The sequence below is a fragment of the Nocardioides sp. WG-D5 genome (genome assembly GCF_054031175.1).
In genome coordinates this window covers 4,975,104-4,998,895 of record NZ_CM132928.1, presented here as the reverse complement: position 1 = coordinate 4,998,895, position 23,792 = coordinate 4,975,104, and the positions used below count along the sequence as shown (strand labels likewise).

At 68.9% G+C, this 23,792-nt stretch carries 26 protein-coding genes and 1 riboswitch; of the genes, 11 read left to right on the top strand and 15 right to left on the bottom strand.

The genetic code is table 11. The features are described 5' to 3' along the window. Nucleotides 1–10: 10 nt before the first annotated feature. Nucleotides 11–215, bottom strand: a riboswitch (cyclic di-AMP (ydaO/yuaA leader). 96 nt (nucleotides 216–311) lie between these two features. After that, complete coding sequence (locus ACWZJV_RS24165; protein ID WP_008363129.1) at nucleotides 312–509, bottom strand: hypothetical protein; 198 nt, start codon at nucleotides 507–509, stop codon at nucleotides 312–314. Nucleotides 510–631: 122 nt separating this feature from the next. Between ACWZJV_RS24165 and ACWZJV_RS24160 the strand changes: the two genes are divergently transcribed. From ACWZJV_RS24160 to ACWZJV_RS24150, 3 genes are read left to right on the top strand one after another with little or no spacing between them, the layout of a single operon-like run. Then, complete coding sequence (locus ACWZJV_RS24160) at nucleotides 632–1,897, top strand: NYN domain-containing protein (RefSeq protein WP_196874723.1); 1,266 nt, start codon at nucleotides 632–634, stop codon at nucleotides 1,895–1,897. Between the two features lie 36 nt (nucleotides 1,898–1,933). Next, nucleotides 1,934–3,685 (top strand): DEDD exonuclease domain-containing protein, encoded by a 1,752-nt coding sequence (locus ACWZJV_RS24155; RefSeq protein ID WP_457179139.1) that lies wholly within the window; start codon nucleotides 1,934–1,936, stop codon nucleotides 3,683–3,685. 23 nt (nucleotides 3,686–3,708) lie between these two features. Next, the gene (locus ACWZJV_RS24150) at nucleotides 3,709–3,987 is read left to right on the top strand and encodes an Lrp/AsnC family transcriptional regulator (RefSeq protein WP_040757138.1); all 279 of its coding nucleotides are present in this window, start codon (nucleotides 3,709–3,711) and stop codon (nucleotides 3,985–3,987) included. A 29-nt stretch (nucleotides 3,988–4,016) separates the two neighbouring features. Here the strand turns inward: ACWZJV_RS24150 and trpD are convergent, their stop codons facing one another. Continuing rightward, a complete protein-coding gene (gene trpD, locus ACWZJV_RS24145) occupies nucleotides 4,017–5,054 on the bottom strand; it encodes an anthranilate phosphoribosyltransferase (protein ID WP_457179138.1) in 1,038 nt (345 codons plus the stop codon). Further along, on the bottom strand, nucleotides 5,051–5,461 hold the full coding sequence (locus ACWZJV_RS24140; RefSeq protein WP_008363138.1) for a hypothetical protein: 411 nt from the start codon (nucleotides 5,459–5,461) through the stop codon (nucleotides 5,051–5,053). The genes trpD and ACWZJV_RS24140 overlap by 4 nt, the downstream gene beginning before the upstream one ends. A gap of 139 nt (nucleotides 5,462–5,600) precedes the next feature. Here ACWZJV_RS24140 and ctaE point away from each other — a divergent pair, with 139 nt between their 5' ends. The 5 genes from ctaE (at nucleotide 5,601) to ACWZJV_RS24115 (ending at nucleotide 10,539) form a co-directional block, all read left to right on the top strand. Then, on the top strand, nucleotides 5,601–6,266 hold the full coding sequence (gene ctaE, locus ACWZJV_RS24135; RefSeq protein ID WP_196874724.1) for an aa3-type cytochrome oxidase subunit III: 666 nt from the start codon (nucleotides 5,601–5,603) through the stop codon (nucleotides 6,264–6,266). Nucleotides 6,267–6,279: 13 nt separating this feature from the next. Then, nucleotides 6,280–7,161, top strand: coding sequence for a cytochrome bc1 complex diheme cytochrome c subunit (gene qcrC, locus ACWZJV_RS24130; RefSeq protein ID WP_040757077.1), 882 nt, complete (start codon nucleotides 6,280–6,282; stop codon nucleotides 7,159–7,161). Further along, a complete protein-coding gene (gene qcrA, locus ACWZJV_RS24125) occupies nucleotides 7,158–8,321 on the top strand; it encodes a cytochrome bc1 complex Rieske iron-sulfur subunit (protein WP_008363144.1) in 1,164 nt (387 codons plus the stop codon). The genes qcrC and qcrA overlap by 4 nt, the downstream gene beginning before the upstream one ends. Continuing rightward, entirely contained in the window at nucleotides 8,318–10,045 is a 1,728-nt protein-coding gene (gene qcrB, locus ACWZJV_RS24120; protein ID WP_008363146.1) for a cytochrome bc1 complex cytochrome b subunit, read from the top strand. The genes qcrA and qcrB overlap by 4 nt, the downstream gene beginning before the upstream one ends. 113 nt (nucleotides 10,046–10,158) lie before the next feature. Further along, nucleotides 10,159–10,539 carry a hypothetical protein gene (locus tag ACWZJV_RS24115; RefSeq protein ID WP_457179137.1) on the top strand — a complete coding sequence of 127 codons (381 nt, stop codon included), beginning with the start codon at nucleotides 10,159–10,161 and terminating at the stop codon, nucleotides 10,537–10,539. A 4-nt stretch (nucleotides 10,540–10,543) separates the two neighbouring features. Here the strand turns inward: ACWZJV_RS24115 and ACWZJV_RS24110 are convergent, their stop codons facing one another. The 10 genes from ACWZJV_RS24110 to ctaC all read right to left on the bottom strand — a co-directional run bounded on the left by ACWZJV_RS24110 (nucleotide 10,544) and on the right by ctaC (nucleotide 20,133). Continuing rightward, nucleotides 10,544–11,395: a MurR/RpiR family transcriptional regulator gene (locus ACWZJV_RS24110; protein WP_008363150.1), complete on the bottom strand. Its 852-nt coding sequence runs from the start codon at nucleotides 11,393–11,395 to the stop codon at nucleotides 10,544–10,546. Continuing rightward, nucleotides 11,392–12,267: a phosphonate ABC transporter, permease protein PhnE gene (gene phnE, locus ACWZJV_RS24105; RefSeq protein WP_457179136.1), complete on the bottom strand. Its 876-nt coding sequence runs from the start codon at nucleotides 12,265–12,267 to the stop codon at nucleotides 11,392–11,394. The genes ACWZJV_RS24110 and phnE (ACWZJV_RS24105) overlap by 4 nt, the downstream gene beginning before the upstream one ends. Further along, nucleotides 12,264–13,085, bottom strand: a complete 822-nt coding sequence (phnE, locus tag ACWZJV_RS24100; protein ID WP_457179135.1) for a phosphonate ABC transporter, permease protein PhnE — start codon at nucleotides 13,083–13,085, stop codon at nucleotides 12,264–12,266. Before phnE (ACWZJV_RS24100) ends, phnE (ACWZJV_RS24105) begins: the two co-directional genes overlap by 4 nt. Beyond that, nucleotides 13,082–13,885, bottom strand: coding sequence for a phosphonate ABC transporter ATP-binding protein (gene phnC, locus ACWZJV_RS24095; RefSeq protein WP_457179134.1), 804 nt, complete (start codon nucleotides 13,883–13,885; stop codon nucleotides 13,082–13,084). The genes phnE (ACWZJV_RS24100) and phnC overlap by 4 nt, the downstream gene beginning before the upstream one ends. After that, the gene (phnD, locus tag ACWZJV_RS24090; protein WP_457179133.1) at nucleotides 13,882–14,859 is read right to left on the bottom strand and encodes a phosphate/phosphite/phosphonate ABC transporter substrate-binding protein; all 978 of its coding nucleotides are present in this window, start codon (nucleotides 14,857–14,859) and stop codon (nucleotides 13,882–13,884) included. Before phnD ends, phnC begins: the two co-directional genes overlap by 4 nt. Then, nucleotides 14,853–15,575, bottom strand: a complete 723-nt coding sequence (locus ACWZJV_RS24085; protein WP_457179132.1) for an HAD family hydrolase — start codon at nucleotides 15,573–15,575, stop codon at nucleotides 14,853–14,855. The genes phnD and ACWZJV_RS24085 overlap by 7 nt, the downstream gene beginning before the upstream one ends. A 204-nt stretch (nucleotides 15,576–15,779) precedes the next feature. Then, nucleotides 15,780–16,937, bottom strand: coding sequence for a L,D-transpeptidase (locus ACWZJV_RS24080; RefSeq protein WP_008363157.1), 1,158 nt, complete (start codon nucleotides 16,935–16,937; stop codon nucleotides 15,780–15,782). Nucleotides 16,938–17,138: 201 nt separating this feature from the next. After that, nucleotides 17,139–17,555 (bottom strand): cytochrome c oxidase subunit 4, encoded by a 417-nt coding sequence (locus ACWZJV_RS24075; protein WP_457179131.1) that lies wholly within the window; start codon nucleotides 17,553–17,555, stop codon nucleotides 17,139–17,141. A 5-nt stretch (nucleotides 17,556–17,560) separates the two neighbouring features. Continuing rightward, a complete protein-coding gene (ctaD, locus tag ACWZJV_RS24070; RefSeq protein ID WP_457179130.1) occupies nucleotides 17,561–19,243 on the bottom strand; it encodes an aa3-type cytochrome oxidase subunit I in 1,683 nt (560 codons plus the stop codon). After that, on the bottom strand, nucleotides 19,240–20,133 hold the full coding sequence (gene ctaC / locus ACWZJV_RS24065; RefSeq protein ID WP_196874732.1) for an aa3-type cytochrome oxidase subunit II: 894 nt from the start codon (nucleotides 20,131–20,133) through the stop codon (nucleotides 19,240–19,242). The genes ctaD and ctaC overlap by 4 nt, the downstream gene beginning before the upstream one ends. A 175-nt stretch (nucleotides 20,134–20,308) precedes the next feature. Between ctaC and ACWZJV_RS24060 the strand changes: the two genes are divergently transcribed. Both ACWZJV_RS24060 and ACWZJV_RS24055 read left to right on the top strand, forming a co-directional pair. Continuing rightward, on the top strand, nucleotides 20,309–21,418 hold the full coding sequence (locus ACWZJV_RS24060) for a cysteine desulfurase family protein (RefSeq protein WP_457179129.1): 1,110 nt from the start codon (nucleotides 20,309–20,311) through the stop codon (nucleotides 21,416–21,418). A 79-nt stretch (nucleotides 21,419–21,497) separates the two neighbouring features. Beyond that, a complete protein-coding gene (locus tag ACWZJV_RS24055) occupies nucleotides 21,498–21,734 on the top strand; it encodes a sulfurtransferase TusA family protein (RefSeq protein ID WP_457179128.1) in 237 nt (78 codons plus the stop codon). Nucleotides 21,735–21,758: 24 nt separating this feature from the next. Here the strand turns inward: ACWZJV_RS24055 and ACWZJV_RS24050 are convergent, their stop codons facing one another. Further along, complete coding sequence (locus tag ACWZJV_RS24050; protein WP_457179127.1) at nucleotides 21,759–22,742, bottom strand: carbohydrate kinase family protein; 984 nt, start codon at nucleotides 22,740–22,742, stop codon at nucleotides 21,759–21,761. A gap of 119 nt (nucleotides 22,743–22,861) precedes the next feature. Between ACWZJV_RS24050 and ACWZJV_RS24045 the strand changes: the two genes are divergently transcribed. Beyond that, nucleotides 22,862–23,077: a hypothetical protein gene (locus ACWZJV_RS24045; RefSeq protein ID WP_196874735.1), complete on the top strand. Its 216-nt coding sequence runs from the start codon at nucleotides 22,862–22,864 to the stop codon at nucleotides 23,075–23,077. Nucleotides 23,078–23,170: 93 nt separating this feature from the next. On the opposite strand, the gene ACWZJV_RS24040 is transcribed toward ACWZJV_RS24045, so the two are convergent. Next, complete coding sequence (locus tag ACWZJV_RS24040; RefSeq protein WP_457179126.1) at nucleotides 23,171–23,782, bottom strand: TetR/AcrR family transcriptional regulator; 612 nt, start codon at nucleotides 23,780–23,782, stop codon at nucleotides 23,171–23,173. Between the last annotated feature and the right edge of the window lie 10 nt (nucleotides 23,783–23,792).

The window sequence follows — 23,792 nt, the reverse complement described above, 5'->3', positions numbered from 1 at the left end:
GACGGTCTCCTTGTGTAGTCGTTGAACGCCTACCGGGTGAGCTGACGGGTTCAGGCACGACCTGCCCTACCACCGCTCCTCGACCTGGTCTCCCAGATCGACCTTGCGGCGGATGCACCCCAGGTGATCGCACTCCGTCTTGCGGCGTACGACCGGTGTGGTTCCCCGGCTCCTGGCCCGCCCCGAAGCGGGCCTGGACTAAGCGCGACACTCGCGTGAGCCGGTTGACTCACTTCCACGAGCGCCAAGTTCCTGCGCACATTAGCCGACGGGATCCCCCACCTGCCAACCACCCACGCCCAAAAGTTCGGCTACATACCTTCCACTAGTGGCAGAGCCACCATCCGCAGCGGCGGGACGAGCCCGCCGTCGGCGAGCACGTCGAGCGCCCGGCGCTCCTCGTCCTCGATGGTCAGCTCCGGCGGCGGGCCCAGCAGCACGGTGACCACGCAGTCGTGGCACGCCAGTCCGCGCACGAGGCAGGTGTCACAGTCGATTCTCGTCGTCATGCTGCGACGGTCTCACCGACCACCGACATTTTTGCTTTCGTACGGTTGCGTGCGGCGTGTCATCGCCATCGCAGCGCGGTATTCGAGGCGGCGATCGCTGGGGTGGTCCCTACACTTGGAACATGGAGGTCTCCGCGTACGCGACGCTCCCCGACACGGTCCGGGGGCGCATCGTCGCGCTCACGGCCGGGGTGCTTCCCGACGTGGTGCGGCTCCCGCCCGCGCTCAAGCGGATCGCCGACTTCGCGCCCGCCCGGCGCGCCAAGGCCGGCGGCGCGATGATCGCCTCGGTGCTTGAGACCGACGACGAGGTGCGGGAGAAGGTCGGGAGCCAGCTGCGCCCGGCGTACGTCTCCGAGGGCTCCGGCGAGGACGTCACGCTGCCGGAGGATCCGGCCGAGGCGGCCGCCGTCGTGTGGCTCGTCCGCCCCGACGGCTGGGAGGTCTCGCTCAAGGAGGCCCTCGACCGGCTGGACGCCGCCGCGGTCCCGGTGGTCGACGCCGAGGTCGCGCGCCTGCGCGGCAAGCTCGCCGCGGCGGAGGACGAGATCCGCGAGGTGCGTGCCGACCGCAAGGCGCGGCTCGACGAGCTCAAGGCCGACAACACCGCGCTGCGTCGCAAGCTCGGCGAGGCGCGGGCCGCCGCCCGCGAGGCCGGCACCGGGCTGGACGAGGCTCTGACCGAGGCACGCGAGGCGCTCGCCCGCGCCCAGGAGGAGCTCGCCTCACGTGACCGCCAGCTGCGCCAGCTCCGCGGCCAGATCGACAAGCTGGAGCGCGAGGCGGCCGCCGAGCGGCGTACGTCGAAGACGGATCGCGAGGACGCTTCGCTGCGGGCCCGTTTCCTGCTCGACACCCTGCTCGACGCGGCCGGCGGGCTCCGCCGCGAGCTCGCGCTGCCGCCGGTCACCGGCACCCCGGGCGAGCGGGTCGAGGCCGAGCTGGCCTCCGCGGACGCCGCCGCTGGCGTGGGCGTCACCAGCAGCGCCCACCTCGAGCAGTTCCTGGCGATGCCCAGGGTCCGGCTGATCGTGGACGGCTACAACGTCTCCAAGGCCCTGTGGCCCGACTCCGCGCTCGATGCCCAGCGGCTGCGGCTGCTGCGCGCGATCGCCCCGATCGCGGCCCGCACCGGCGCCGAGACGACCGTCGTCTTCGACGCCCACTCCGCGTCCGTACGTCCCACCGCCGTGCCCCCTCGTGGCGTCAAGGTCATCTTCTCCCCCGAGGGCGTCATCGCCGACGACGTCATCCGCGACCTCGTCGACGCCGAGCCCGCCGGCCGTGTCGTCCTCGTCGCCACCGACGACGCCGAGGTCATCAAGGACGTACGCCGCGCCGGTGCCCGCACCGTCCCGCTCTCCTCGCTCTCGCCCCTGCTGGGTTGACGCCTCTGTCGGTGGCGCCCGCTAGTGTGTTCGAACATGAGCACGATGGCGGTTCGTGAGGCGCGGAAGGAGATGCGCGCCCGAGCCGTGGCACGCCGGCACCAGGAGACCGCCGGCCGCTGGGAGGCGCAGCGCGGCTTCGACGAGCTCGGCCGACCGCTGCGCGACCTCACCTTCTGCGTGGTCGACCTGGAGACGACCGGCAACAGCCCCGACAACGGCGGCATGATCACCGAGATCGGCGCGGTGAAGGTGCGCGGCGGCGAGGTGCTGGGTGAGTTCCAGACGCTGGTCAACCCGCACACCGGCATCCCGCCGTCGATCGCCGTCCTGACCGGCATCACCAACTCGATGGTCGCCTCCTCCCCCACGATCGAGTCGGTGCTGCCGGCGTTCCTCGAGTTCGCCGAGGGATGTGTGCTGGTCGCCCACAACGCCCCGTTCGACGTGGGCTTCCTCAAGCACTTCGCCGCGAAGCAGGAGCGGCCCTGGCCCCGTTTCGAGGTGCTCGACACGGTGAAGATCGCCCGCCGGGTGATCACCCGCGACGAGGCGCCCAACCACAAGCTCGGCTCGCTCGCCCGGGTCTTCGGCTCCCCCACGACCCCCAACCACCGTGCGCTCCAGGACGCACGGGCCACCGTCGACGTCCTCCACGGGATGATGGAGCGCCTCGGCAACCTCGGTGTGCTGACCCTCGAGGACCTGGCCGCGTTCTCGGCCAAGGTCACCACCGCCCAGCGCAAGAAGCGCCATCTGGCCGAGGACCTGCCGCACGCGCCCGGCGTCTATCTGTTCAAGGACAGCCAGGACCGGGTCCTCTACATCGGCACCTCGAAGGACCTGCGCACGCGCGTACGCACCTACTTCACCGCCTCCGAGACCCGCTCCCGGATGGGCGAGATGGTCGGGCTGGCGGCGACCGTGCAGGGCATCGAGTGCGCCACGGCGTTGGAGGCGGGGGTGCGCGAGCTGCGGCTCATCGGCGAGCACAAGCCGCCCTACAACCGCCGCTCGCGACGGCCGGAGAAGATGCACTTCGTCAAGCTCACCCAGGAGCCGTGGCCCAGGCTCTCCCTGGTCAAGCGGGTGCTCGACGACGACGCGGACTACCTCGGGCCGTTCGGCTCCAAGAAGGTCGCCGAGAAGGCGCTCCAGGCCCTCCACGACACGTTCCCGATCCGGCAGTGCTCCGACCGGCTCCCGCTGCTCCCGCGCAAGACCCCGTGCGTCCTCGCCGAGCTCCACCGCTGCCTGAGCCCGTGCGACCAGAGCGTCCCGGCCGAGACGTACGCGACCTTGGTGTCCCGGGTCCGCGAGTCGATCCTCCACCGGCCCGACGAGGTCGTCGAGACGATCACCGAGCGGCTCACCGGCCTGGCCGAGCAGGAGCGGTTCGAGGAGGCGGCCGTCCACCGCGACCGGCTCACCTCCTACCTGCGCGCCGCGGCCCGCACCCAGCGGCTCAGCGCCCTGACCCGGCTGCCCGACCTCACCGCGATCCGGCGGGAGGACGACGGCCGCTGGGCGGTCCACGTCGTCCGCCACGGGAGGCTCGCCGCGGCCGGGGTGATCCCCCGCGACGCGAATGCCCACGCCTACGTCGCCGACCTCCAGCTCAGCGCGGAGACGGTCCTGGACGCACCGGGACCGGTGCCGGCCGCGAGCGCCGAGGAGACCGAGCTGGTGCTGCGCTGGCTGGAGTCCCCGGGCGTACGCCTCGCCCACATCGAGGGCGAGTGGACCTGCCCGATCGATGGTGCGGGCCGGCGGGCAGCGAGCCTCTAGACGGATCGGCTAACGTGACCTGCGTGATCACAGCGATCGTCTTCATCAATGCCGAGGTCTCCCAGATCCCCGAGGTGGCAGAGGCCGTGGCCGCCATCGACGGCGTCAGCGAGGTCTACTCCGTGACCGGCCAGATCGACCTGATCGCCCTGGTGCGCGTCCGTGCCCACGAGGACGTGGCCACGGTGGTCGCCGACAAGGTCAACAAGGTCCCCGGCGTGCTCGAGACCGAGACCCACATCGCCTTCCGCACCTACTCCCAGGTCGACCTGGAAGCCGCCTTCTCCATCGGCCTGGACTGACGGGCGCGCTCGGCGTGTGATCCGCTACATCAACGCGACGTAGCCGCGACCCACCGGTCGAGCACCGCCTGAGCAGCCCCGGAGTCGATGGCGTCAGCAGCCCGGGCGATACCGCCGGAGAGCCGCTCGTCGACACTGCCGGAGCCGGCGTCGTGGACCGCGAGGGCGGCGCCGGCGTTGAGCAGCACCGCGTCGCGTACGGCGCCCTTCTCCCCCGCCAGCAGGCGGCGGACGACGGCGGCGTTGTAGGCGGCGTCGTCGCCGCGCAGGTCCTCGGCGGTGGCGCGGGCGATGCCGTGGTCGAGCGGCTCGACGCTCGCCTCGGTCACGACGCCCTGCGAGACCATCCACACGTGGGACGTCGTGGTGGTGGTGAGCTCGTCGAGGCCGTCGTCGCCGCGGAAGACCCAGGCGTCGACGCCACGGCGGGCGAAGACGCCGGCCATGACCGGCGCAGCGGCAGCATCGGCGCAGCCGATCGCGGAGGACGCGGGGCGCGCCGGGTTGGTCAGCGGGCCGAGCAGGTTGAAGACGGTGGCGATGCCGATCTCACGCCGAGCGGCGGCGGCATGACGCATCGCGGGGTGGAAGGCGGCGGCGAACAGGAAGGTGATCCCGGCCTCCTCGGCCACCTCGCCGACACGCGAGACATCGAGGTCGAGCCGGATCCCGAGTGCCTCGAGCACGTCGGCCGACCCCGACTTGGAGGAGGCGGACCGGTTGCCGTGCTTGACGATCTTGGCGCCGGCACCGGCCGCGACGATCGCCGACATGGTGGAGATGTTGACCGAGAACGACCGGTCACCACCGGTGCCGACGATGTCGAGCACGCGCCCGGGCACGAAGATCGGGTTGGCCTTGGCCAGCATCCCGTCGGCGACCCCGGCGAGCTCGTCGACGGTCTCGCCCTTGGCGCGCAACCCCACCGCGAAGGCGGCGATCTGCGCGCTCGTCGCCTCGCCCGAGAGGATCTCCCCCATCGCCCACGCCGACTGGTGCGCGGACAGGGACCGTCCCGCGACCAGCGTGGTGAGGACCTCAGGCCAGGAGTTGGGGGCGGACGTCATGCGCCAACGTTAACGGGCCGCAACAGTCCCACCACCGTCCGGGCCAGCTCGAACGGGTCGAGCGGGTGGGCGACGGTGGCCTCCGCACGCGACCAGGTGCCGAGCCATGCGTCCTGGGGACGACCGATGAGGACCACGATCGGCGGAGCGCCCGGCACCTCGTCCTTGACCGCCTTGGCGATCCCCAGCCCGCCGGCCGGCGCGGCCTCCCCGTCGAGCACGGCCAGCGCCAGGCCACCGGCGTCGAGCTGCGCGCGCACGGCCGGCTCGGTCGCCACCTCGACGTACTCCACCTCCGGAAGGGACGGGTGCGGACGGCGCCCCAGAGCGAGGATCACCTGCTTGCGTACGTCGATGTCGTCGCTGTAGACGAGGATCTTCAAGGAATTCGGGGTGGTGTCGGTCACACCCCGATGCTAGCGCCAACACCAGGGTCCGCGGCCATATGTCACACACCGAACCTGAGCGGTGTCCAAGGGATGTGAGAGCACCCTCGAACACGACACACAGGGTCCCAAGAAGACTCTGGGAAAGGGGCAGGACATAATGGCGGGCGTGGCGACAGTATCGACTCTTCCAACAGCCCGCCTGCACGGGCATCACGACCGTCCGAGCATGGTCAGCGTGGGGACGATCATCTGGCTCGCAAGCGAGCTGATGTTCTTCGCGGCGCTGTTCGCGGCCTACTTCACGATCCGCGCGGTCAGCCCCGAGGTGTGGGAGGCAAACACCGAGGGACTCAACATCCCGTTCGCGGCGGTCAACACGACCATCCTCGTGCTGTCGTCGTTCACCTGCCAGTTCGGCGTCTTCGCCGCCGAGCGCGGCCAGGTCGGACGTAAGGGCTCCTTGCTCGCGATCCGTCTGTGGGGTCTGCGTGAGTGGTTCATCCTCACCTACCTCATGGGTGCGATCTTCATCGCCGGTCAGGCGACGGAGTACGCGGCCCTGGTGCAGGAAGGCATCGCCCTCAACCGGGGCATCACCGGTCCCGACGACCCCTACGGCTCTGTCTTCTACCTGACCACCGGCTTCCACGGCCTGCACGTCACCGGCGGTCTGATCGCCTTCCTCTTCGTGCTCGGCCGGACCTACGTCGCCAAGCGCTTCACCCACGAGCAGGCCGTCTCCGCGATCGTCGTGTCCTACTACTGGCACTTCGTCGACGTGGTGTGGATCGGCCTGTTCGCGACCATCTACCTCCTCAAGTGACCAAGGACTGAATGTGCGTCTACTGAACCGCTCCGTCGGTCGACTGTCGCGGCACCGTCGCCGCCCGTTGGCCGGTGCCGCCGTGCTCCTGGTCGCCCTGTTGAGCACCGGCGGTGCGTACGCCGCTCTCGCCCCGGCCTCCCAGGCCGAGCAGGAGAAGGACAACGCCGCCCTCGTCGCCGAGGGCAAAGAGCTCTTCATGATCAACTGCTCCACCTGCCACGGCTCCAACGGTGAGGGCATCACCACCCAGAACGGGAAGCTCTACGGCCCCTCCCTGATCGGTGTCGGTGCTGCCTCCGTCGACTTCCAGGTCGGCACCGGCCGGATGCCGATGGCCCAGCCCGGTGCGCAGGTCGAGGTCAAGGACCCGAGCTTCAACCAGGACGAGATCGACGCCATGGCCGCGTACGTCGCCAGCCTCGGCCCCGGCCCGGCGATCCCGGACGAGGAGCAGTACGACCCGGAGACCTACGCCTCCGAGAAGGAGAAGGAGGAGGCGGTCACCCTCGGCGGCCAGATCTTCCTGACCAACTGCACCGCCTGCCACAACTTCACCGGTGCCGGCGGCGCGATGCCGCGCGGCGGCGAGGCTCCGAGCATCCTCAACACCGACCCGAAGCACATCTACGAGGCGATGCTGACCGGTCCGCAGTCCATGGACACCTTCTCCGACGGCAACATCAGCCCGGAGGAGAAGAAGGCGGTCATCTCCTACGTCGAGTCGATGAAGGAGCAGCCCGACTACGGCGGCTTCAACAACGGTTCGCTCGGTCCTGTGACCGAGGGCATCGTCGCCTGGATCGTCGGTCTCGGCGTCCTGGTGGCCTTCGCCGTGTGGATCGCCTCGCACACCACGCGCACCAACCAGACCAAGAAGGGATCTGCCAAGTGAGCAGCGACCTCAGCGAGATCGAGAAGCACGACGACTCGCACCCCGAGCTCAACGCGCACACGGACGCGCTGCTGCCCGACCCGGGCATGCACGAGCATCACTGGCGTCCTACCGACGTCGACCCGAAGGCGGAGAAGCGCGCCGAGCGTCAGGTGAGCCTCTTCTTCGGTCTCTCCGCGCTGTGCTCGGTGCTGTTCGTGGTCGCCTACTTCACCATCAAGCCGGGCTACGACGGTGACGTCTGGGCCGGTTACGGCGCCTCCAACCTGGCGCTGGGCTCGACCCTCGGACTCGCGCTGCTCTTCCTCGGCATCGGTGTCATCCAGTGGGCCCGCAAGCTCGTCGTCGACATCGAGCACGCAGAGGACCGCCACCCGGCCGCCTCCTCCCCCGCCACCCGCGAGGTGGCCGTCGCCGAGCTCAAGGCCGCGCTCCACGAGTCCGGCATGGCTCGCCGCCCGTTCATCCGCAACGCGATGATCGGCTCGGCCGCCCTGCTGGGTCTGCCCGCGATCGTGATGCTCAAGGACCTGGGCCAGACCAACGCCCAGATCACCGAGGAGCAGCCCTACCCCGGTGCCGGCCTCGAGCACACCGTCTGGGACGCCGGCGTGCGCGTCGTGCGCGACGTGGTCGGCACCCCGATCCGCCCGGGCGACCTGGAGGTCGGTGACCTGGTCAACGCCGAGCCGGCGACGATCTTCGACGGCAGCCTGCACGGTGCGCCGCTGCAGATCGCCAAGTCGAAGGCGGCCACCATCCTGCTCCGCATGGACCCCAACGACATCGCCAACGACGTGACCCGCAACTGGTCGGTCAACGGCATCGTGGCCTACTCCAAGATCTGCACCCACGTCGGTTGCCCGATCTCGCTGAACGAGCGCACCACGCACCACCTGCTGTGCCCGTGCCACCAGTCGACCTTCGACCTCGCCGACCACGGCAAGGTCATCTTCGGTCCGGCCGGCCGTCACCTGCCGCAGCTGCCGCTGGGCGTCGACGCGGACGGCTTCCTCGTTGCCCTCTCCGACTACCCTGAGCCTGTGGGCGTCAGCTACTGGGAGCGCAACACCTACGACATCGACGAGATCTTCGACGACTGGTCAAAGGACCACGCCGCCGATGCTGAGCAGTACGGCTACAAGGAGGGCGGACAGTGAGCACCGACACGTCCAAGGTTGCCGCCAGTAACGGCACCAATCCCGCTGCCCCGGCGGGCAAGCCGACCAAGGCAGGTGCGGCGGCCAACTGGGCCGACGAGCGCCTCGGCCTCGGTGGCCTGAGCAAGTTCCTCTCCCGCAAGATCTTCCCCGACCACTGGTCGTTCATGCTGGGTGAGATCGCGCTGTGGAGCTTCGTGGTCCTGCTGGTCACCGGTGTCTTCCTGACCCTGTGGTTCAAGCCCTCGATGGCCGAGATCACCTACCAGGGCTCCTACGCGCCGCTCCGCGGCATCGACATGTCCGAGGCGATGGCCTCGACGCTGGACATCTCCTTCGACGTACGCGGCGGTCTGCTGCTGCGCCAGGTCCACCACTGGGCGGCGATGCTGTTCATCGCCTCGATGATGATCCACATGATGCGCGTCTTCTTCACCGGCGCGCACCGCAAGCCGCGTGAGATCAACTGGGTCATCGGCGCCACGCTGCTGCTCCTCGGCACGCTCGAGGGCTTCACCGGCTACTCGCTCCCCGACGACCTGCTCTCCGGCACCGGTATCCGGGCCGCGGACGGGTTCATGATGGCGATCCCGATCGTGGGGACCTACATCTCGTTCTTCCTGTTCGGAGGCGAGTTCCCAGGCGATGACATCATCCCGCGCCTGTTCACGATCCACGTGCTGCTGATCCCGGCGCTGCTGCTGGCGCTGATCGGTGCCCACCTGATCCTGCTGATCTACCACAAGCACACCCAGTGGCCTGGACCCGGCCGCACCGAGAAGAACGTCGTCGGCTACCCGATGGTGCCGAACTACATCTCCAAGATGACCGGCTTCTTCTTCATCACCTTCGGTGTGACCGCCCTGCTCGGTGCCTTCTTCTCGCTCAACCCGGTGTGGAAGTTCGGGCCGTACGACCCGACCAAGGTCACCGCCGGCTCGCAGCCCGACTGGTACATGGGCTGGCCCGACGGCGCGCTGCGCATCATGCCGGGCTGGGAGTCGCACTTCTGGGGCTCGACCTGGTCGTGGAACATCTTCTTCCCGGTCATCGTGCTGCCGATGGCGGCCTGGATGGTCGTGCTGATGCTCCCCTTCATCGAGGCCTGGATCACCGGTGACAAGCGCGAGCACCACCTGCTCCAGCGCCCGCGCAACGCTCCGACCCGCACCGCCACGTTCGTCGCGCTGATGACGTTCTACGCGGGCTTCTGGGCCGCGGGCGGCAACGACATCATCGCGATCAAGTTCGACCTCTCGATCAACCAGATCACCTACTTCCTGCGGGCGTTCGTGTTCCTGGGTCCGATCGTGGCGTTCATCATCACGCGTCGTTGGTGCATCTCGCTGCAGCGTCACGACAACGAGAAGCTGCTGCACGGCTACGAGACCGGCACGGTCATCCGTACGCCGGAGGGCGCCTACCACGAGAAGCACCTGCCGCTTCCCGAGGACGAGGCCTTCGCCATGACCGTCCGCGACCGCGGCCGGGCCGGCGAGGAGCCAGAGCTGAAGAAGAACGGCAAGCAGTCGTTCCGCGCCAAGCTCCGCGCCTTCTACTACGACCACGACGTGGACAAGCCCACCGCCCAGGAGCTCAGCGAGGCACACCACCACGCCGAGCACGAGGCTCACGAGCTGGCCGCCCACGAGGGTCACCAGGTCGACGGTCACGACTTCGACGATCACCGCCACTCGGCGATCGAGGAGCCCCTCAGCCACTGACGCTGAAGGCGTACGCCACGTGGCGCCGTTCCCTCCGGGGGACGGCGCCACGTGCGTTTTCCGGGCCGAAACCCGGTTGCCCCTCCCCCGGCGGGAAATCTAGGGTCCAGCACATGACCGGCCTCCAGGCTCGCCTCCGAGCCGACCTCCTCACCGCCCGTAAGGCCCGCGACACCACGGCGACGGCCGTGCTGCGCTCGACGCTGGCGGCCATCGCCAACGCCGAGGCGCTCCCGGTGGCGGAGACTGCCCTGGCCACGGACGGGACCGCCTCGAGCTCCACGTCGGCACAGGGACCGATCGCCGGCGCCGCGACCGGCGTCGGTGCGACCGAGGCCGCCAGGCGCGACCTGAGCGACGAGGACGTCCGCGAGATCATCTCGGCCGAGCAGACCGAGCGTCGGGCCGCCGCGGCAGACATGGAGAGCCACGGAGCGGGCGAAAAAGCGGAGCAGCTCCGCGCGGAGGCGGAGCTGCTCGGGGCCTATCTCTAGAGGATCAGCCCTGCGGGTCGAGCTCGCCGCCGACGACCTCGAGCACCCGGGCGCGTACGTTGGCCGCGGCCTCGGGGTCGCGGGCCGCCACGGCGGCGACGAGAGCGTTGCCGAGGATCAGCTGCGGGATCCTGATGATCGAGTCGAGCTCCTGACGGAACCCGGCCCGGCCGCCCTGCGGGGTGACCAGCTCGACCTCGGCGAGCTTGGTCAGCTGGGTGCCGGTGAAGGAGGTCAGCGCGATCACGGCCGCTCCCCCGGCGACGGCCGCCTGGGCGACCTGGATCGTGGGCGCGGTGGCGCCGGTGCCGCTGACGACGACGCAGACGTCGCCCGGCTGGAGCAGCCGGGCCCGGATGAGCTGGTCGAGGTGGTCGCTGGGCGCGACGGTGCTGAGGCCCTGGGAGCCCAGCCGCATCGCGATGTCCTGGGCCACCGGGGAGGAGACCCCGGTGCCGGCGACGAGGATCGAGCGGGCCTCGGCGAGCAGCTCCACGGCCCGGCTGACCTGCTCCTCGGAGAGGAGGCCGACCATGTCGGAGGCGGAGTCGGCGATGTCGGCGAAGAAGGAGCGCACCACCGTCAGCGGGCTGCCTCCCTCGGTCGTCTCGGTCTTGGCCGAACCCAGGTCGCGCGCCAGGAGCACCTTGAGGTGCGGGAAGCCGCGGAACCCGAGTCTCTGCGCGGCACGGACCACGGTCGCGGTCGAGACGGAGGCCTCGGCGGCGATCTCGGCGGTGGTCGCCTCGATGGCCCACTCCGAGCGGGTCAGCACGACCTCGGCGACCGCGCGCTCGGAAGGGTTGAGCCGCGGCATGGCGGCCCGGATGGCGGGAAGAACCGGCGCACTCGTCATGCCGCCACCGCAGTGGCCTCGGCGCCGTGCAGGATCCGGTGACGCAGCGCTGCAGACAGCTGGTCCACCAGGATCGTCACGATGATGATCACAGCTAGCATGATTCCACCCCACTCCCATTCTCTGCCCCGAAGGACACGGTTTAAAAGCGCTCCAATTCCACCGGCGCTCACGACGCCGAGGATTGCGCTTGCCCTGATGTTCACCTCGAAGCGGTATAGCCAGAACGCCACGGTCTCGGGAAGCATCTGCGGGATCACCGCAGCCCGGATGCGCTGCCACCACGACGCACCGGCGGCGGCGACCGCCTCGACCGGGCGCGGATCGACGGCCTCGATGTTCTCCAGCGTCAGCTTGCCCAGCGAGCCGATCGAGTGGATGCCGATCGCCATCGCTCCCGCCATCGGGTTGAGCCCGAACAGGGGCAGCATGACGATCACCGCGAGCAGGATCTCCGGGACCGCGCGGATGGCGTTGAAGAAGAGCCGCACCGGGACGCGTACGACCAGCGGCGAGGTGTTGGAGGCGGCCAGGAACGCCAGCGGGAAGGAGAACAGCGCTCCGACGCAGGTGCCGATCCAGGCGAGCGCGACCGACTCCCCCATGAGCTTCAAGGACTGCAGCCACCAGTCTCCGTAGGTGAGCTCCGGGTCGGCCTGACCCTCGGGATGGGCTCCCGGCCAGGTCAGCACACCGTCGAGCATCTGGCCTGCGTATTGCAGGATCTCTCCCGGGAACTGCGGCAGCCGCTCCCACTTGGCGTCGTCCAGGGACCAGGCGGCGATCAGCACGATGCCGATCAGCGTCAGCCCGGCCACGGTGTAGGGCCACTTCGGCGGTGGCTTGGGCCGCGTGGCGGTCGCCTCGGTCACACCAGCCTCCTGCGCAGGATCTGGGAGAGCAGGTCGATCGCGACGACGACCACGAAGATGACGATGACGACCGCCGCGAGCCGCGCGTAGTCGGCCCGGTTGAAGTAGAGCATGATCAGCTGCCCGATCCCGCCGGCCCCGACCGCGCCCAGCACCACCGAGGCGCGGATGTTGAGCTCGAAGACGTACAGGACGTACGAGGCGTAGTTGGGCAGGATCTGCGGCACGATCGCCGCACGGGCCCGCTGCCAGCGGGTCGCCCCGGCCGCGTCGAGCGCCTCCAGGGGTCCCGGGTCGACGGCGTCGATGCTCTCCGCGGTCAGCTTGGCGACGATGCCGATGTTGAAGATGGTCAGCGCCAGGATCCCGGGAAGCGGACCGGTGACGACGGCGACGAAGACGAGGGCGTAGGCCATGTCGGGCAGCGACCGGATCACCGACATCACCGGCTTGATGACCCGGTAGACCGCAGGTGGCGCGCTGACCTTGGAGCCCAGCAGAGCCACGCCGAGGGCGATCAGGGAGCCGACGAACGTCGCGATGACCGCGATGGCGGCCGTCTCCATGAGGGCGGTCCACAGCCGCGAGGAGGGATCGGTGATCTCCTGCCACTCGGGACGGACCACCTCCGCGAGGATCGAGGTCAGCATCGGCCACTGCTCGATCACCGGGGCGAGCGAGAAGTCGATCGCCCAGCCCGCCACCACCGTGATCGCGACGGCACCGAGAACGCCGCCGACGAGCAATGGGCTCGGCGGCGGCTGCTCCGGGCGGACCGGGCGCTGGCCGCCCGGGCGCTCGAGGGTGGCCTGACTCATGCAGATACGTCCTCGGCGGTCAGCGAGCGGCCGTAGATCTTCTCGAAGACCGCGTCGTCGGCCTCGGCAGCGGGGCCGTCGAACACCACCTGTCCCGCGCGCATGCCGATGATGCGGTCGGCGTAGCGCCGGGCGAGATCGAGGAAGTGCAGGTTGACCACGGTAGTGATACCTAGATCCCGGTTGATCCGTTGCAGGTCGCGCATCACCAGGTTGGCTGTGGGCGGGTCGAGCGAGGCGACCGGCTCGTCGGCGAGCACCACGGAGGGCTGCTGTGCGAGCGCCCGAGCGATCGCGACCCGCTGCTGCTGTCCGCCGGAAAGCTCGGAGGCGCGTACCCATGCCTTCTCGACGATCCCGACGCGCTCGAGCGCCTCGAAGGCGATCTCCTTGTCGGCCTTCGTGTGGACGCCGAGAGCCGACCGCAGCCACGACTGGGCGTGCAGCCGGCCGGTGAGCACGTTGCCCATCACCGAGCGACGGGTCACCAGGTTGAACCCCTGGAAGATCATCCCGATCTCGGCGCGCAGCCGCCGCAGCCGGCGGCCGCGTGCCGTGGCCACCTCGGTCCCGCCCACCGAGAGCGAGCCCGACGTGACCGGCACCAGGCCGTTGATCGTGCGGATGAGCGTCGACTTGCCCGCCCCGGAGAGCCCGACGACCACGACGAACTCCCCCGCCGGGATGGTCAGGGAGACCCCGTCCAGTCCCCGGGTGCCGTTCGGGTAGACCACCGAGACATCGTCGAAGACGATGCGGTGACCACCAGCGGGCCCGCCTCCGGGGTTCGAACCGCTCATTCGCCGAAGTTCTCCTCCACGGACTTCGCCTTCTTCAGGGCTGCCGTGTCGACCTTCTCGAGGCCCTCGATCTCGTAGACCGCCTCCAGCGTCTTGAGCCCCTTGGGGTCCTTCGCCATCGCGGTGAACGCGTCGGTCACCTTCGTACGCAGCTCCTTGGAGAGCCCGCCGGCGACGACGATGCCGTCGTTGGGGATCTCGGTGGAGTAGGCGAAGACCACGACCTCGGAGGCCACCTTCGGCTCGTCGGCCGCGACCTCCTCGCGGGCGTCGTCGAAGCTCACGCCGATCGGGTAGTCGCCGCGCGCCACCGCCAGCACCGCGGCGTCGTGGTCGCCGGCGAACTGCGCGTCGAGGTCGACCAGCGCGTCGCCGCCGGTGACCTGGCTCCACTGGGTGGCCGGGTAGTAGTAGCCCGAGGCGGAGCCCTGGTCGACGAAGGCGATCGAGGTGCCGGGCTTGATCTTGGCGATCGCCTCCTCACCGGCGGGGCCGGTCTTGGCGGCATCGGTGCCGTTGCAGTACTTGAAGCCCTCGACCACCTTCACCTCGTCGGCGCAGTAGGTCTCGGGGTCGTTGGTGAACCACTGGGTGTGGTAGGTCCCCGAGCCGTAGCGCACCGACTGCAGGACCGGCACCGCACCGGCCTGGTCCTCGGCCTGCACCATGCCGATCGGGCCGAGCATCGCGACCTGCGCCTGGTCGGACTTCATCGCCACGATTGCGGCGGCGTAGCTCTCGGTGACCTCGGCGCGTACCGGGATCCCGATCTTGTCGCTGAGGAACGACTCCAGGCCCTTCGCGCTCTGCGTGATCGAGTCGACGTCGCCCGAGGGCACCAGCGAGAGCACGATCTCCTCGGGATCCTCCGCGGGCGCGGCGCTGTCCTCACCACTGCCACAGGCGGCGAGCGAGACGGCGAGCGATGCGGCGGCACCGACCGCCAGCAACCGGTTCCTGGGGGTTCTCAACATTGGACAGACTCCTTGAGGGGGTGAGCTGCGATGAAGGATGACGGGTCACTCGACCAGTCCGAGACTGCGGGGTACAGGTCCACGAGTGATCCTGCACGAACATGAGCTGGTCCTTGCCGGCGGTCGAAGGCATCAACGTACGCAGCAACACAACCACGCTCGACGGCGGGAGCCAGGTCATTGCGCCAGATGTCGCCGACCGACATCAACCACTCGGGGGCGTCAGTGGCACCGGCGGCGTCGAGGAAGGCATCCAGGTGCCCCTTCATCCGGGTCGGCTTGAGCGCGTCGGTGCGCACCTCGTCGACCACGCCGCCCAGGCCGAGGTGCTCCAGGATCGCGTCCAGCCCGCTGCCGGGCGAGTTGGTCAGGATCACCCGGTGCGCGTCGATCCCGGCGAGCAGATCGGTCAGCCCTTCGGGTGTGTGGATGTCCCCCGGGCACTCGCTCATCTCCGCCCTGCTCAGGACGTACGCAGCGCTCAGCTGCTCCTCGGTGACCCCAGCGGCCAGGCCCAGGATCTTGACCGCCTCATAGCCGTCCTGAGCGCCTGTGAGCGTCTTCGGGGCACTCTCGGGCAGCCGCTTCCCCAGGAAGGCCTCAGCGGCCTCCAGGAGCGCCTCAGGGACGGCCGTGAGGGCAGCCACCCTCTCGGCGTAGAGAAGCACCGGGGTGTCGCCGAGACACACCGTGCCGTCCAGGTCCAGTACCAGCACCGGCCGAGGCAACGCATCCACCTTCCAGGGGCGCGGGCCGTCGGGGTCAGCCCTGCGCAACGCGATTACGTGATAACTGGAACGTAGGTAAAGACGCTTCAGGACGCAAGCAGCAAACGCTTGATGTCACACGCTATTTACTGCAATGCACGATATCGACTCGGGCCGTCTCACAGGCCCAAGCCGGCTTCGGCGCGCCGCGGGTCAGGCGAGGGCAGACCCGGCCCGGTATTCCTCGTAGGGGGTGTTCCAGTCGCCCCAGCCGTTGCTGAAGGTCATCTCGCGGTTGGTGCCGACGGTCTCGACGACGTCGCCGCGACGGGTCATGTCGTAGAGGAACTTGGCGTTCTCGTCGCTCATCCCGGTGCAGCCGTGGGAGACGTTGGCGTTGCCCTGCTGCGCGACCGACCAGGGCGCACCGTGGATGAACTCACCGGAGAACGTGAGCCGCATGGCCCACTTCACGCCCTCCATGTTGTAGTACTCCCGGTCGCCCTCGTTGATCCCGATGGTCTCGGAGTTCATGGTCTTGCGCTTGAACTTCTCGATGATGACCTTCACGCCGCTTCGGGTGATGAACCCTTCCTTGCCGGTCGTGATCGGGATGGTCTTGATCTTCTGCCCGTTCTTGAAAACGTCCATCTGGTGGGTCTGCGCGTTGGCCCGGTAGATGTGCGCGTCGCCGGTCTTGAAGGTGATCTCGCGGTTCTTCTGGCCGAAGATGCCGCCGCCGGCAGGGACCGAGTTGATGTTGAGCTTCACGTTGATCGTGGAGTTCGCCTGCCAGTAGGTGCGCGGACGGTAGTGGACCTCCTTGTCGCTCACCCAGTACCAGGACCCCTCCTGCTCCGGCGTCGACTCGACCAGCATCTTCTTCTCGAAGGCGGCCTTGTTCTTCACCGGCAGGTCGTACGTCACGATGATCGGCATCCCGACGCCGACGGTCTCCCCGTTGAGCGGTGCGATCGACGGGTAGGTCTGGCGGTCCAGGCCGAGGTCCTCGGTGGAGAAGGTGATCTGGCTCTTCTTCTGCAGACCGTCGTCACCGGTCGCGGTGACCGCGAGCGTGTAGGAGGCGGTCGGCTCGAGCACCTCACCTGCGCTCCAGCTCAGGCCGTCCTCCGTGATCGTGCCACGCACCTTGGTGCCCTTGGCCCCGGTCAGCATCACCTCGTCGAGCCGCCCCTTGGCCACGTCGACCTTGACCACCTTGTCGACCGCGACCCCGGTGGCCTCGTTCTCGACGTTGGGCGTGATCTGCACCGTCGGCTCGGCGGGCTTCTTCGGCTCCTTCGACGCCGGGTCGGCCCCGCACGCGGCGAGCACGGGGGTCAGGACCGCGGTCGCGGTGGTCAACAGCACCCCCCGACGGGCCAGCAGGGACGGGCGGCGAAACGGTGACTGCGTTGACACGGTGAGACTGCTCCAGACCTGAAATTGTGAACCCAGCGCTCTGAACCGGGACGCGGGCGCGATAACCCTATCGGGCATTGCCAAGAGCCGCCCAAGAACGGCAGCGGGGCCCGATCCGGTCTCGGATCGGGCCCCGCGAACGTTTACAGCTCAGTGCTTGAACTCGCCTCGGTAGTACTCGAAGTTCCAGCCGGCGGTGGCCAGCATGGCGAGCACGGCGGCGATGATGACCAGCCACCAGGCGGCCATCGCGACGGCGAGGACGACCAGGGCGAAGGTGAGACCGGCCCACAGCGGCCACCAGGAGAACGGCGGGAAGAAGCCGTACTCGCCGGCGCCCTCGGCGATGTCGCCGTCCTCGCGGTCCTCGGGACGAGGGTCCATCCGGATGGCGTGGAAGCCGAGGTAGACGGTGATCATCGCGAACAGCAGAGTGCACATCACCAGCGCCGACGTGCCGGTCCAGTCGCCGCCCTCCTCGGAGGCCGCGGTGACGAACCAGTAGGCCGGGGTGACCAGCACCATGAAGACGGTGCAGACCACGAAGATCCAGGCTTCAGACTTCAACGGGCTCAGCCTTCCTTGTTGGAGCTGGTGGAGACGAGATCGTCCTCATCGTGCTCCAGCGCGGCGATCTCCGGGTGGTGGAGGTCGAAGGCCGGGGACTCAGAGCGGATCTTCGGGATGGAGACGAAGTTGTGGCGCGGCGCCGGGCAGGCGGTGGCCCACTCCAGCGAACGGCCCCAGCCCCACGGGTCGTCGACCTCGACGATCGGCGCGTGACGCGAGACGTAGAGGTTGTAGAAGAAGGGCAGCATCGACAGGCTGAGCAGGAACGCGCCCACGGTCGAGAACTGGTTGAGGAAGGTGAAGCCGTCGCTGGGCAGGTAGTCGGAGATACGCCGCTGCATACCCTCGACACCGAGCCAGTGCTGGACCAGGAAGGTCGCGTGGAAGCCGACGAACAGCAGCCAGAAGTGGACCTTGCCGAGGCGCTCGTCGAGCATCCGGCCGGTCATCTTCGGCCACCAGAAGTAGAAGCCGGCGAACATCGCGAACACCACGGTGCCGAAGACGACGTAGTGGAAGTGCGCGACCACGAAGTAGGAGTCGGAGACCTGGAAGTCGAGCGGCGGGCTCGCCAGGATGATGCCGGTCAGACCACCGAAGAGGAAGGTCGTCAGGAAGCCGATCGACCACAGCATCGGGGTGTCGAAGCTGACCGATCCGCCCCACATCGTGCCGATCCAGTTGAAGAACTTCACCCCTGTCGGCACCGCGATCAGGAACGTCATGCCGGAGAAGAACGGCAGGTTGACCGCGCCGGTGACGAACATGTGGTGCGCCCACACCGCCACCGAGAGGATCGCGATACCGAGGGTCGCGGCCACCAGGCCGATGTAGCCGAAGATCGGCTTGCGGCTGAAGACCGGGAGGATCTCGGAGATGATGCCGAAGAACGGCAGCGCGATGATGTAGACCTCGGGGTGCCCGAAGAACCAGAACAGGTGCTGCCACAGGATCGGGCCGCCGTGGGCGGCGTCGAAGACGTGGGAGCCGAACTGGCGGTCGGACTCGAGCATCAGCAGCGCGGCGGCCAGGATCGGGAACGCGATCAGCGCGAGCAGAGCGGTGATCAGCACGTTCCACGTGAAGATCGGCATCCGGAACATGGTCATGCCCGGCGCACGCATGCAGATGATCGTGGTGATGAAGTTGACCGAGCCCAGGATGGTGCCCAGACCACTCATGTAGAGACCCATGATCCACAGGTCGCCACCGACACCCGGCGAGTACTGCGCGCTGGACAGCGGCGTGTAGGCGAACCAGCCGAAGTCGGCCGCACCGGTCGGGGTGAAGAAGCCGCTGGCCGCGATGATTCCGCCGAAGAGGTAGAGCCAGTAGCTGAACATGTTGAGCCGCGGGAACGCGACGTCAGGGGCACCGATCTGCAGCGGCATGATGACGTTGGCGAAGCCGAAGAACAGCGGCGTCGCGAACAGCAGCAGCATGATCGTGCCGTGCATGGTGAACAGCTGGTTGAACAGCTCGTCGTTGACGACCTGCTGACCCGGGAAGGCCAGCTCCGAGCGCATCAGCAGCGCCATCAGGCCGCCGACGAGGAACCAGACGAACGACGTGACCAGGTACATCTTGCCGATCAGCTTGTGATCGGTGGTGGTCAGCAGCTGGTAGACGTGCTTACCGAGCGGCTTGGGGCCCCCGGTGACCGGGCGCGCAGCTGTGGCGGTCACTCGCCCTCCTCCTCGTTGTGGCTGGCGATGTCGTCGGTGGTGCGGGTGGACTTGCCACCACCGAGCAGCGGGCGCTCGGCCTCGAAGCCCTTCTGCGCCAGCGCGTCGACGTAAGACTTGTAGTCGCTCTCGGAGAGGATCGCGACCTTGAAGATCATCCGGGCGTGGTAGACGCCGCAGAGCTCGTAGCAGGCGCCGCGGAAGGTCTTGCCCTCGATGAGGTCGTTGGCACCCGGGTTGAAGGTGGCCGTGGCCTCCTTCGTGGTGATCGAGTAGTGGTTGACCCGACCCGGGACGACGTCCATCTTCATGCCGAACTCCGGCACGCCGAAGTTGTGGATGACGTCAGCCGAGCGCAGGTTGAAGCGCGTGGTGGTCTTCTCCGGGAGGACCAGCGTCGGGATGTGCGAGCCGGTGCCCACGACGTAGCCGTAGCTGTCGTAGGGGAACTCGTCGTCGACGAGGTTGTCGTCCGCGCTGGCGTCCAGCTCGCCGATGCCGTGGTTGAAGGTCCACTGCCACTGCTGGCCGGTGACCTCGATCACGTTGGTCGGCGACCCGTCGTCCAGCATCTCGTTCTGGACCTTGACGGTGTGGTCGAAGAACACGATCACCATCAGGACCGGAGCGATCGTGTAGAAGATCTCCAGCGGCAGGTTGTAACGCGTCTGGACCGGGATGTCGGCGTCGCTGCGGCGCCGGTAGCGCCAGATCGCCCAGAAGATGAGCCCCCAGGTCAGGATGCCGGTCAGCAGCGCGGCGATCCATGCGCCCTGCCACAGGGCGAGGTTGTGCTCCCCCTGCTCAGAACGTGGCTCGGGAAAGCCGAAACGCGCCGCCTCGTCCGAACAACCACTCAGCAGGAGGGCGCCGGCCGTCAGCGTCGCCACCAGCGCACCACGTCGGGCGCGGGCGTGGGACGGAGTCGATCCGGCCCCTGGCAAGTGCAGACCCACTACGAGCCTCTCTCTCATGCGAACACTCAGATGTCGGCAGACTACCGCGAGCGCCTCCGGATTCATCTTCAGGGGTTCCCCATGTCGCGTATGGCTACCGTTGGGTTCTGTGACCGACAGCTTCACCTACCTGGACGCCGCATCGGCCGAACCGCTCCATCCGGCGGCCCGCGACGTGCTTCTCGCCGCGGCCGAGCAGGGGTACGCCGATCCCCGCCGCCTCCACCGGCCGGCCCGTAACGCGGGGCTGCTGCTCGAGAACGCCCGCGAGGTCGTGGCCGAGGCGCTGGGCGTACGTCGCGATGAAGTGCTTTTCACATCGTCGGGCTCCACCGCCGTGCACGCGGGCCTGCTGGGGCTCGGATCACGTGGTATCGGTCACAGTGCCGTCGAGCACCAGGCCGTCATCGACGCCGCGCGCTGGTCGCAACGCTCTCCCGTCACCGAGCTGGCCGTCGATGCCGAGGCACGGGTCGAGGTCGACGCCGTCCGCGCCGCCATCGCCTCCGGTGACGTCGACGTGGTCGCCGTCCAGCAGGCCAACCACGAGGTGGGCACGCTCCAGCCCCTCGACGCGGTCGCCTCCGCGGCCGGCCCGGCCGCCCTCTTCGTCGACGCCGGCGCCTCGATGGGAAGGCTGCCCCTGCCCTCGGTCGGGGACGCGATCGCCGGCTCCGCCCGAAAGTGGGGTGGTCCCGGCGGCGTCGGCGTGCTGGTCGTGCGCAGATCGGCGCGGTGGCGCTGGCCGTTCCCGGGCGATGAGTGGTCGCGTACGGATCAGGGGTTCACGAACATCCCCGGGGCCCTGGCCGCCGCGGCGGCGCTCCAGGCGGTCGTCGCCGAGCGGGAGGAGGTCAACGCCCGCCAGCACGAGCTGATCTCGCTGGTCCGGGAACGGGTCAGGGCGGAGATCCCCGACGTGGACGTCGCCGGCCCCGACGACGACCGGCTCCCCCACCTGGTGACGTTCTCGGCCCTGTACGTCGACGGCGAGGCGCTGGTGACCGCGCTGGACCGCCTAGGCGCCGGTGTCGCGAGCGGCTCGGCCTGCACCTCCGACACCCGCGAGCCGTCTCGGGTTCTTGCTGCCATGGGAGCGCTCACACACGGTAACGTTCGGCTGTCGCTGACCCGCGACACGACGCGAGAGGATGTGGAGCGCGTGCTCGACGCACTGCCCGGGATCGTCAAGGACCTGCGCGCCGAGGCTGGGCTATGAGCGAGCGCAAGCGAGTGAACGTCCAAGACGTCACACGGCCGCGCCCGTATCCTGGCGCTTGCGCTACGGGGGTGGTCGTGTGAGCGCGCCGGTCATCACCCTCGACTGCCGGGGCCAGGCCTGCCCCCGGCCGATCATCGAGCTCGGCCGCCACCTCGGCGACGTCGAGGTCGGCGAGGTCATCGCCGTCGCGGCCGACGACGTCGCCGCCCACCACGACGTGCCCGCCTGGGCCCGCATGCGCGGCCAGGAGTTCGTCGGCGAGGTGGAAGCAGAGGACGGCGTACCCGTGTATCGGATACGCCGTCTCAGCTGAGCGGGTAGGAATCACCAGAGAAGTTCAGGCCTTGATGTGCGAGGCGATCTGGTCGGCGGCGGTGTCGCCGTACGACTCGCGCACGCGGGCGACGAACTCCTCGGCGGTGAAGGAGTACTCCTGCGGGCCGACGGTCTCGACGCAGTAGGCGGCCAGGACACAGCCGACCTCGGCGGCCTGCTCCAGCTCGCAGTCCCAGGCCAGCGCGGCCAGGAAGCCGGCGCGGAAGGCGTCGCCGACGCCGGTGGGCTCGACCGCGTTCACGTTCTTCGCGGCGGGCAGCACGATCGCGTCCTCGCCCTTGCGCTGGATGCGTACGCCGTCCTTGCCGAGCGTGGTGACCTGGGTGCCGACGCGGGCCAGGACCTCCTCGGCCGACCAGCCGGTCTTCTGCTCGAGGACGTGGGACTCGTACTCGTTGGTGAACAGGTAGGCGGCGCCGTCGACGAGCTCGCGGATCAGCTCACCGTCTCCGAAGGCGAGCTGCTGGCTCGGGTCGGAGATGAAGGTGTAGCCGCGCTGGCGGGCCTCCTCGGTGTGGCGCCTCATCGCGTCGGGGTCGTCGGGAGCGATCAGGACGAAGGACGGCTCGCCGACCTTCTCCGCGATCGGGCCGAGCTCGATCTCGCGGGCCTCGGCCATCGCGCCCGGGTAGAAGCTGGCGAACTGCGCCATCGCGGTGTCGGTGGTGCACACGAACCGCGCAGTGTGCAGCGTCTCGGAGACGCGCAGGTGGTCGCAGTTGACGCCGTGGCGCTCGAGCCAGGAGCGGTAGTCGGCGAAGTCCTCGCCGACCGCCCCCACGAGCACCGGCGAGAGGCCGAGGTTGGCCAGGCCGAAGGAGATGTTGGCGCCGACGCCACCGCGGCGGATCTCGAGGTCGTTGACCAGGAAGCTCACCGAGAGCTTGTCGAGCTGGTCGGCGACCAGCGAGTCGGCGAACTTTCCACCGAAGCTCATCAGGTGGTCAGTGGCGATGGAGCCTGCGATCAGGAGTGAACCGGACATGCGCGGAACCCTACCGGCGAGACCTCGGGCGACGTTAAGGCTCGACCGTTGCCAGGAGATGAAATGTTACCGCTGAGTCGGCCTTCAACTACCGGTTGGTAGTGCTTACCGTCGTTTGCATGACAGATATGCGCGTTCCGTACGACGACCTCGACAGCCCCGCGCAGCTCTGCGCCGACTGCGCCGCCGCCGACAGCGCGCTGCGCCTGCCCGCGCCACGGGTGCGCGAGACGGCCCGCCCCGCTCCCGCGGTGCGGATGCAGTCCCGCGAGCCGCGCGACGCCGCCATGCTCGAGACCTGCGGCCATGTCGCCGACGGCCTCGCCCTGACCTGAGCCGGCGGCACCGCCGCCCTGGTGCGTCGCGGCGACCGGAAGACATGAGAGCCCCTGTCACGGACAGGGGCTCTTGTCATGTCCGCGCCAGGGTCAGCCCCGCGCGATCATCCCGGTCAGCGCGAGGTCGAGGAGCCGGCCGGCGCGGGCGGTGTCGGTGGCGCTGTCCCGGCTGATCACCCAGGCGATCCCGGCGGCGAGGTCGAAGAGCTCCTCCATGCGTACGTCCGGCTTGATCTCGCCGGCCTCCTGCGCCCTGGCGAGCAGCTCCTTGGTCGTCTCCTGCATGTGCGCACAGGTCACGCCGAGCAGCGAACCCTCCCGGCCGGCCGCGTCGAGCACGCTGTCCGGCAGCCCGCCGTAGGTGCCGATCTGCGCGATCGTCGCCAGCAGCCACTCCCGCAGAGCGACCAGGGGCTCCTCGGTCTCGGCGAGCTCGGTGCCGCGCTTGTGCACGGCCGCCATGTTCTCCGCGAGCGCCACCGCGATGAGCTCGTCGCGCGTCGGGAAGTGCCGGTAGAGCGTCGCGTTACCGACACCCGCGGAACGGGCGATCTCGTCGATCGAGGTGTCGACGCCGTCGCGCGCGAAGGCCGCGCGGGCCGCCTCGACGACGGCGTCGTAGTTGCGGCGCGCGTCGGCCCGCTTCGGCCGCCTGCTCTCCCAGTCGGTGATCTCGGTGCCGGTGATCTCGGTCGCAGTCATCCCATACCCC